Raw genomic sequence first — 8,806 nt, 5'->3', positions numbered from 1 at the left:
ATCTCTTCTGTGTGGGTAAGTTCGACCAAGTAGGTCAGACCAGGTGGTGGGTAATATGCCCACCACGGCGGTAAGTAGATGATAAGGCTCATGGGTGGACCGAGCTATCTATGGGGGCTACTGACTGAGCTCGCCGTAGTTCTTTTGAATCCGGCAATCCATAATTGGGAGCATCGACGCCGGGAGCAATGCCGGTAATCGGTGGAGGCCAATCCGCACAAGCACAGTGACACTATATCGCAGCAAGGCCGAACGGCGCGCAGCAAACTCTGGATCGTCGGCAATTCTCTCAAGTGCTCTCGTCATCAAATTACGATCAAATTGCACGCTCAACTCGGGACGCTGACGGATAAAGTGCATGATCTGGGTGACCTTTATCCAGTTAAGTGATCGCCAAGTTCCTACTGGATCAGGTAGTGTTTTGTTGTTAAAGATGTGCTTACCCATACAACGCTCCGTCAAGCGTTTGCTTAGAAGAGTCGGCATACTGAAATGGGGCTCGTACGGAAACGCGTAATTTGGGCACGTAAAGCGATACCAGGCCCCCCGTAGCAGACTATTTGCCACACAACCAAGGGTGGTTTCTACATCGCGAACATGCTCCATAACATTGATGGAGAAGGCGAAGTCGTAACGATCATGCTCAACAAACTTCTCGGCCTGGGTTGCTACTATGCACGGCAAGCACTGCATTTCGCGAGCCAGTCCAACCACTACATCCTGCATATGGGAGAAATGCGAAAAACCTTCGCCGACTGGCTCCAGCGCTGTAACTAAAAAACCTTCTCGCACCAACTGGCAGCTGAGTAAATATGCACCTGCACCAACCTCGAGCACTCGCGCAGAATGTGGCAATCGATTCAAATCGTCAGCAATGAATTGACGTCCAAACCGGGCCTCTGCCGCATATATGTCAAACATCCTACGCAACTCTGGGGCATCACGCTCAATACGTTGCTCGACGACACTCAGCCATGCATCAATACTCATATATGACTCCGAGACTGTGCTCATTTGGAGGCAAGCATGCCAAGTACGATGCCCGCTAGGATCAGCGTAGCAGCAGCAATTTTTGCAATCGACAGCGGCTCACCAAGGAAAATTTGGCCTCCTAGCATAACCATGATAAATGTCACGCCGATATAGACGGGAAAGGCAATCATCAACGGCAGCCTTGTCACGACAAACAACCATAGGACAGAAGCGATCAGAGCGGCCGCATAGGCAGACAGAATTAACGGATCGGCAAACATCATCACCAACTTACCTATCAGCTCAGTCTGTGGTGGCAACGACTCAGCACGCCACTTCATCATGATCTGGCTGTAGGTAACGAGTAGTGCGACCGGGAGTATCTGCAGATAGGAGATCACATCGATCCCGTTACCGAGCAGGCCTTGGTGAGTACCGCAACAATCCGCTCCTGCTGGGCAAGCGTGAGGCCGACCCAGAGAGGTAATCGTATTAGCTGCTCGGACTTGCGATCAGTCACCTCCAGACTACCATGCGTTCGCCCGTAGCGGCGGCCCCCCGGCGACGAATGCAACGGGACGTAATGGAATACCGAATTCACGCCATTGGCCTTAAGTACATCGAGCACAACCTGACGGTCGATCTCCGGCGAAAGCAGCACGTAATACATATGTGCGTTGTGCTCGCAATACGTCGGAATGTGGGGCCGACGCAACATCCCCTTGACCTCAAGCGGAGCGAGTAGCGCATGATAATTCGCCCAAGCATCAAGACGAGTGCGTGTGATGGCGGACGACCGTTCGAGTTGCGCCCACAGAAATGCTGCAATCAACTCCCCGGGCAGAAACGACGAGCCAGCCTCCTGCCATGTGTACTTATCGACCTCTCCGCGGAAAAAGCGACTGCGATCCGTGCCTTTTTCGCGAATGATCTCCGCCCGTGTTGTATAAGCTGCATCATTGACAAGCAATGCCCCCCCCTCTCCAGAGATGACATTTTTTGTCTCGTGAAAGCTTAATGTCCCAAAGGTACCAATGCTGCCGAGCTTACGGCCTTTATAGGTGGATTCGACACCCTGCGCGGCATCTTCCACAACCGCCAACTCATGACGTCGGGCAATACCCATCAGTGCATCCATCTCGCACGATACACCAGCGTAGTGCACCGGTACGATGGCCCGAGTACGTGACGTGACAGCGGCCTCGACCAGAGATTCATCTAGATTGAGGGTGTCTTCACGAATATCGACGAACACCGGCACACCACCGCGAAGTACAAAGGCATTGGCAGTAGAAACAAAGGTATAAGACGGCATGATTATTTCGTCGCCCGGCACAATATCGAGCAATAAGGCACACATTTCGAGCGCTGCCGTGCAGGAATGCGTAAGTAGGGCTTTCTGCACGCCCATGTGGATTTCCAGCCACTCATGACAGCGCTTGGTAAATGGGCCATCGCCTGCAAGACGATGCCCTTCGTTGGCTTCGGCTATGTACTGTAATTCGTTGCCCGTCATATAAGGGCGGTTAAACTCGATGCTATCGCTGCTCATTATTAATCCGTAGACGTATCGTCAATTTGACCACAATTGCCCTCGCTATTTTCGCAAACAACATAGCAATGCGTATAAGGGATCCAGGTCTTATGGCGAATGGTTGCGTGCACATAGCTAAACGCAGCACGAGCGAGAGCTTCATAACCGAGCCGGGTGCGCACGTTTTGACCACGATCACTCCTAACGAGCCAGCGTGAAATAAAATTCTGGTCCTCACTCAGGCAAGGGTCGAGCATTACCATTCGACCACCCGGTGCGAGCCGCGATGAAGCCATGCGCAGGATCGCCATTGCAGTATCGTCATCCAGATGGTGCAACAGGCCGATTGCTATGATGCGGTCAAACCTAGGCAGGTCAGCAAGGTCTTCCGGGGCAAGATGTTTACAAGAAAAATACGCACACCTTCCATCAAAGCGCTGGCGTGCTCGTTCGATATACTTATGGCTGATGTCAAAACCATAGTACTCTACGTCCGGCAGGCGCGTTAGGATATCAGCCGGTCCGCATCCGATATCCAAGACCCGCATACCCTTGCCAGGAAGTAGAAAACCATTCACATATAGGTCCCGATCCTTTTCGGCCCCCATGAAATGCTGAAACGCGGAGTAAATCATAGGCAGGGACAAGATAGCGCGAAATCCACTCGTAATCTGGGCCATCAGGCATGCCTCGCACTGGAGTCGGCACCACTCATTGCAAAACCTCCGTGGTGTCGGGTAAGTCCGGATAAGCCGCTAGATCAAGCCAGAATGCCTCATCGAACAAATCCGGTGCAAATGATAGCGCCCGATTGAAGCAAACATGACGGCCATGTAGTCGAACATAATTCGTCTCCCTTCCCACTGGCGCAGCAGTTGCCTGCAACGCTTCGAGCAAGGCCAGGCAGCCACTCCTGAAAACCGTGTCCATTATGGTGGTGACGGTATCTTGCGGCATGGTCGGAATTACACCTTGCACAATAGCGCGGCCGGTATCAACCGTGGCTGCTACCTCGTGAGCGGTAACACCAATAAACTTGGCTCCATCAGCCAACGCCATTTCGACCGGCCGTGTGCCGATGACGCCACCGTAAGCCGGTAGTAGCGAATAGTGCAGATTAATCAATTTCCCGCGATAGAGATCGACCACGGGCTCAGTAAGAATCTTGTGGACATTGGTAACCACCATATCAGCGGCGACGTCGTCGAGTGCTGCTACAATCGCTTGCTGAGCATCTGCAGTAAAATCGAGCACACGGGTAGACACACCATGCTCACGTGCAAACCGATTTGCGAGACATTCCCGATCGGTAATTACTGCACATACCACTGCATCAGGCAAGGCGCCAAGCGCTGCGGCCTGCACAATGAAGCGCAAATTACCGCCCCCCCCCGAGCATAGAAAAACAATACGCCGAGTCATGATTTGCGTCGATAAATTTGCCGAATAATCGTGTATGGACGCTGCTTTGTTTCCGAGAATATCTTAGACAGATAAATACCGATTATCCCCACACAGGACATTAGTAAGCCCCCAATTAACCAAATCGATGCCATTACGGAGGTCCATCCAGTAGGTGGGCGGTTCAAGAATAGCCAGTTGACGAGCAACCATATGATATAGGCCCCAGCTAATAGCGAAATAACGGAACCAGTATAGAAAATACCAATCAACGGCGTGTTGCTAAATGCGGTAATCGAATTGACCAATAAGGCAATCTTTTTACGGAAGGTGTAGGTCGAAGTGGTATTGCTAAGCTTATACACTGTCTTTGCTATTTGCGAAAACCCGGTAATGTGCCAAAGCCCGGCCATGAAGACCTCGCGTTCCTGATGCCGCAACAAGGCATCTACATATCGACGGGACATTAGTCGTGCAGTAACCATATTGGCAGGTAGGGACATATCTGTCAGCACATTGAATAGCGTCCAGAACCACTGCCCACTCACACGTTCGAACCATCCCCCCTTTCGTTGTTCTTGCACACCATAGACTACATCACACCGTTCACCGATGAGCGTTTCAGCAAAGTCTGCTAGCCATTCGGGAGATTCCTCAAGGTCACTGTCGATCAGAAATATGACGTCCCCTGCAGCATGAGCCAGACCGGTCATCATTGCCTTGTGGTGCCCGAAGTTCCGTGATAGATCGACGACCATTACACGTGCATCTTGCAGAGCAATGTTCATAGCAAGTTCGAAACTGTCATCCGGCGAGCCATCGTTGACAATCACGATCTCATAGTCGTCAAGTGCGAAGGCTCGCGCAGCAGCACTTGCTCTCCGATAAAATTCATCCAGAAAATTGCGGGAATGATAAAGAGTGGTAACGATAGAAAGCTTCAAGGTCGTGGGAAATTCATGTAATTAACAGCATTTATTCCGCAATTAAAGAGAATATCCAATATAGACACCTCATGTGCAAATGGGCCCCATAGCTGCGGATATTCAGGATAAGGGCCATAGTGCATCCATTGCACACAAATCCCCTCATCCTGGAACAGATTCTCATCAAGGTAGCCTCGGGCAGCGGGGCCAGACAAGTAGGTTGTCCCCCCTGCTTGCCGGCAGAGATCTACCAGCCGCTCCGTTTTCCCGTCAATCAACAAATAATCCCACGAATTGCTGATCTGGGTCTGGATACCGAGATAGAGGCACACTGCCTCGATAAGCTTGCGATTGAACGAAGAGAGGTCAACACAATTATTCTCGAGATAAAGTGGTGCTAGCCAGCGAGCAACTTCATCAAAGCAAGCTGCTGCCCGATAGTTCATCGATAGTGTCTTCCAATGCTGCTCAGCCCATGCTACTTCAGGCAAACAAACATCACGAATACGCCGACGAATATCGCTACCTACTGGAATACTTAACCATTGAGTCCCAACAGGAGTTTTAATGCGATTCCGATTTCTCCAATCGTTTTTTGTGAATTGCATGTCGTCGTACAGAATAAACTCGTCAACTGCTGCAATGATTTCGAAATATCCCTTCCAAGGGATGTAATTTGATTGGAGGATTGCAACTTTCTTACCAAGAGCCTCCTGTTTAGCCGATCTTATCACTTGATAGACTCCACGTTGGATATGCGTGCTCTGTATTGCGCGCAGCCTGCGCTATACTGGTTAAGTTAAACATAACCAAAGCAGCCAAGGTGATCGACCACAAAGTAAAGGCATGCGCCGAGAAATCTCGACCGGCAAAGTTAATCATGGCCCAAGTCAAAAGCGGCCCAACGAGGACTGCATCATAAAGATACGGGTGAATGGAAACAGCCTGAGGCCAAAACAATAGCGTAAGCGCATAAAACGAGAAGAGATTTACTATAAAAGCCCAATCAGTGACAACAGGCTGCCCGGCCATTGATCTACCATATTTCTGTCGACTGAGCCATTGTACAAATACCAGCATAATAGGCACAATGATCAGGAAGGCTGGGCGACGGTAAAACGGGAAAAATACCGAATTCAACGTATTACTAAAATATGTAATATCACCATCCAAGCCAGAGCGAAATGCCCATGGGCTGTTCGAACTTGAAAAGCCGAGCCAATTTGCGGCAACTACTGGCTCCAAATAGACGATGACTGCCATTGTTGCGAGCAGAGCGGGAGTAGAAAATCTGCGGGCTCCGAATGGAATACCGTATCCAATATTTTGTACGATGAGACCAAAAGCAAATAATACGCCTGCTATTGGCATAATTAACGTTACAATGACAGCCCAACACCAAAATATACGCCAATTCCAACCACCTTGTGATGCGTAGTGGCTTAACATGACAAGAGCCGGCATGACTATAATAAATCCATTGTCTACATTAAATTTTGCCGTCGCGATCCAGTATGTCGGTGCCGTAGCAACATAAGCAAACCCCAAAGCCAGCAGAAGCAGCTTACTCGTTGCTATCGTGCCATTGATCCGCTTGCACGCAACAAAGCCAATAGAAAGTAGCGTTGCCAACATTCCAAGGCATGCACCAGTCTTTCGCATAGATAGAACTGGGACCCGTTGCTGAATATGGTAAAGCACGTCCATAATCCACAAATACACCGTGGAGTGATTAGAATAAGCAGACCTATTGGCAAAGCTGTCAGATGTTAGAAAAACCAGAAAACCATGTTCTGAAATCGAATGGCTGTGCCAAACAGGAAATGTGAAATCACGTAGCCGTTCCGGATTTTTGTCGGCAATTTCCGACATTACCCCGAACCCAAAACGATAGGCGGCAGCAATACCCAAGAGTCCGATTAGCCCGACACCAATCAGCAAGAAAGTCAACTGGAGGCGATTCCTAGTTTCCATCTGAAGATACGCCAGAGAAATTTATCGTCATAATTTAACCCTACCCTCGCAATAGTGCGGGGCCCAAACAGAGATGGGCCAAGAGCGGGAGACCAACCCCAAACCGGGCAAAGGTATCAAATCTACCGAACGATTTCTAGCACATCAGAGTCTGTATAGGTTTAAGTATCCAACGCATACCAGACCAAGGCTGGTGCCAAGTAGATACTTGATTGGTGCAATCCACAAGCAATTTCCAAATCCTCTACGCCCGATCTGCACAACGCTCTTGATCTGCTCGGCGATTTTGCGCCAATCGTCTCAAGAAGACGGTGGGGGGGGGCTGACACTGCTGCGTCAAGTAGTACAGGCTACCGTGAAGTCGCGCGGCATTGTAATGCCACCACTAGCATCACTGATGCCAACCGCCTCGCGGCGTGAATAGTGGCACACTATAAATGCTCACCATGGCCTGTTAACGCAAAATAGGCAATGAAGTAGCCCCGAAAAACACAGGACACCCGTTCTCCCTGACACTAAGGGATAGGCATACGGTTGTGTTTATAACTTACACGAAGAACAAACCCTCGGCAGAGGTACGCGAGCCGGAGCGTCGTCGACGCTGGTCGGTCGAAGATAAGCTGGCCATGGTGCGCGAGAGTTTCGCGTCCGGACAAGCGGTGTCACTGGTGGTGCGGCGGTACGGCATCATCCCGAATCAGTTGTTCCATTGGCGCAAACTCCATCAGGATGGCCGCCTGTCGGCGGTGAGTGCGGGTGAAGCGGTGGTTCCGGCCTCAGAGCTGGCCGAGGTGATGAAGCAGATTCGCGAATTGCAGCGGCTGTTGGGCAAGAAAACCATGGAAGCGGAGATACTCAAGGAAGCCGTGGAGATTGCCCGCTCGCGAACATGGATTGCGCGCTCACCCTTGTTGCCGACGGGCGACCAGTGAAGTAGGTCAGTGATTGTCTGGGTGTGGTGCGCTCACAGTTGACCGTTCGCAGCAAACGGCCATCAGACTGGCAGGATGGCCGTCGGCAGCGGTAACCTGACGATGCAGACGTAGTGGCCGACCTGAGCCGACTGGTGGCGGAACTGCCGAGCTACGGCTACCGCCGGGCCTGGGGCTTGTTGCGGTGAGAGCGGGAAGAACAAGGCCGTCAGCCGGTCAACGCCAAGTGCGTGTACCGGGTGATGAAACAGCACAGTCTATTGCTGGCGCACCGGCGAAAACAGCCCGCCCCCCCGTCGCCACGATGGGCGGATCACCGTCACCAGCAGCAATACCCGCTGGTGCTCGGACGGGTTTGAAATCCGCTGTGACGATGACGACAAACTCTGTGTCACCTTCGTCATGGACTGCTGCGATCGCAAAGTGATGAGCTGGGTGGCCAGCACGACGGGTTACCGTAGCGACGACGTACAGAGCGTGATGCTGTAGAGCCTGGAACAACGCATCGGGCTGGAGCGTGAAGCGCCGGCAATTGAATGGCTGAGTGACAACGGCTCGGCTTACACCGCCGACGCCACCCGACACTTTGTGCGGGTCCTTGGCTTGACGCCAAGGGCCACACCGGCGCGCAGCCCGCAAAGCAACGGCATGGCGGAAAGCTTGGTCAAAACGATGAAGCGGGACTATGTGGTCCACATGCCCAAGCCGGACGTGGCAATCGCCAGGCGTAACCTGGCCATCGCCTTCGAGCACTACAACGAGCAATATCCGCACAGCGCCTTGAAATACCGCTCACCCCGGGAGTTCCGGCGCTTGGTGGCATCATCAACTTAAGGGTGGGGTGGTGTCCGGTGATATGGGGCAAGTCCAGCGCCGGACTCGATGTGGCGCCGCACGGCGGCGATACAGCCGGGGACTGAACACGAGCAAGCGCCGTTTGCCTGACCTGCCCGTCGCGGCGGGCTAGCGGTTTTGTACCGCGGCGGGTCATCCTTGCCCAGGCTGGGCGCATTCGGTGCCGCATCGCACCTCGCATTGTGGGCGACATACGGCTCTGCTATTGTCCG

At 52.0% G+C, this 8,806-nt stretch carries 8 protein-coding genes and 1 pseudogene; 1 reads left to right on the top strand and 8 read right to left on the bottom strand.

The window, feature by feature from the left end:
- Positions 1 to 117 precede the first annotated feature (117 nt).
- From ABWL39_RS18380 to ABWL39_RS18345, 8 genes are read right to left on the bottom strand one after another with little or no spacing between them, the layout of a single operon-like run.
- A complete protein-coding gene (locus tag ABWL39_RS18380; protein ID WP_367794783.1) occupies positions 118 to 990 on the bottom strand; it encodes a class I SAM-dependent methyltransferase in 873 nt (290 codons plus the stop codon).
- Between the two features lie 20 nt (positions 991 to 1,010).
- Positions 1,011 to 1,373, bottom strand: coding sequence for a hypothetical protein (locus tag ABWL39_RS18375; RefSeq protein WP_367794780.1), 363 nt, complete (start codon positions 1,371 to 1,373; stop codon positions 1,011 to 1,013).
- A complete protein-coding gene (rffA, locus tag ABWL39_RS18370; RefSeq protein ID WP_367794777.1) occupies positions 1,370 to 2,524 on the bottom strand; it encodes a dTDP-4-amino-4,6-dideoxygalactose transaminase in 1,155 nt (384 codons plus the stop codon). Before rffA ends, ABWL39_RS18375 begins: the two co-directional genes overlap by 4 nt.
- Before the next feature lie 2 nt (positions 2,525 to 2,526).
- Positions 2,527 to 3,186, bottom strand: coding sequence for a cyclopropane-fatty-acyl-phospholipid synthase family protein (locus tag ABWL39_RS18365; RefSeq protein ID WP_367794774.1), 660 nt, complete (start codon positions 3,184 to 3,186; stop codon positions 2,527 to 2,529).
- Positions 3,187 to 3,217: 31 nt separating this feature from the next.
- A complete protein-coding gene (locus ABWL39_RS18360) occupies positions 3,218 to 3,928 on the bottom strand; it encodes a formyltransferase family protein (RefSeq protein WP_367794771.1) in 711 nt (236 codons plus the stop codon).
- Positions 3,925 to 4,851 carry a glycosyltransferase family 2 protein gene (locus tag ABWL39_RS18355; RefSeq protein ID WP_367794768.1) on the bottom strand — a complete coding sequence of 309 codons (927 nt, stop codon included), beginning with the start codon at positions 4,849 to 4,851 and terminating at the stop codon, positions 3,925 to 3,927. The genes ABWL39_RS18360 and ABWL39_RS18355 overlap by 4 nt, the downstream gene beginning before the upstream one ends.
- Entirely contained in the window at positions 4,848 to 5,567 is a 720-nt protein-coding gene (locus ABWL39_RS18350; protein WP_367794765.1) for a WbqC family protein, read from the bottom strand. Before ABWL39_RS18350 ends, ABWL39_RS18355 begins: the two co-directional genes overlap by 4 nt.
- The gene (locus tag ABWL39_RS18345) at positions 5,551 to 6,783 is read right to left on the bottom strand and encodes a hypothetical protein (protein WP_367794762.1); all 1,233 of its coding nucleotides are present in this window, start codon (positions 6,781 to 6,783) and stop codon (positions 5,551 to 5,553) included. The genes ABWL39_RS18350 and ABWL39_RS18345 overlap by 17 nt, the downstream gene beginning before the upstream one ends.
- Positions 6,784 to 7,349: 566 nt before the next feature.
- Here ABWL39_RS18345 and ABWL39_RS18340 point away from each other — a divergent pair.
- A pseudogene (locus ABWL39_RS18340) lies at positions 7,350 to 8,573 on the top strand (IS3 family transposase).
- Positions 8,574 to 8,806 lie beyond the last annotated feature (233 nt).

It is taken from the genome of Chitinivorax sp. PXF-14, assembly GCF_040812015.1.
Taxonomy (GTDB): Bacteria; Pseudomonadota; Gammaproteobacteria; order Burkholderiales; family SCOH01; genus JBFNXJ01.
The sequence above is the reverse complement of the archived record's forward strand: the minus strand, read 5'-3'. Positions and strand labels throughout refer to the sequence as shown.

Coding starts and splice junctions, on each gene's coding strand:
- ABWL39_RS18365 (WP_367794774.1), bottom strand. CDS start 3,186: ATGGCCCAGATTACGAGTGGATTTCGCGCTATCTTGTCCCTGCCTATG.
- rffA (WP_367794777.1), bottom strand. CDS start 2,524: ATGAGCAGCGATAGCATCGAGTTTAACCGCCCTTATATGACGGGCAAC.
- ABWL39_RS18360 (WP_367794771.1), bottom strand. CDS start 3,928: ATGACTCGGCGTATTGTTTTTCTATGCTCGGGGGGGGGCGGTAATTTG.
- ABWL39_RS18380 (WP_367794783.1), bottom strand. CDS start 990: ATGAGTATTGATGCATGGCTGAGTGTCGTCGAGCAACGTATTGAGCGT.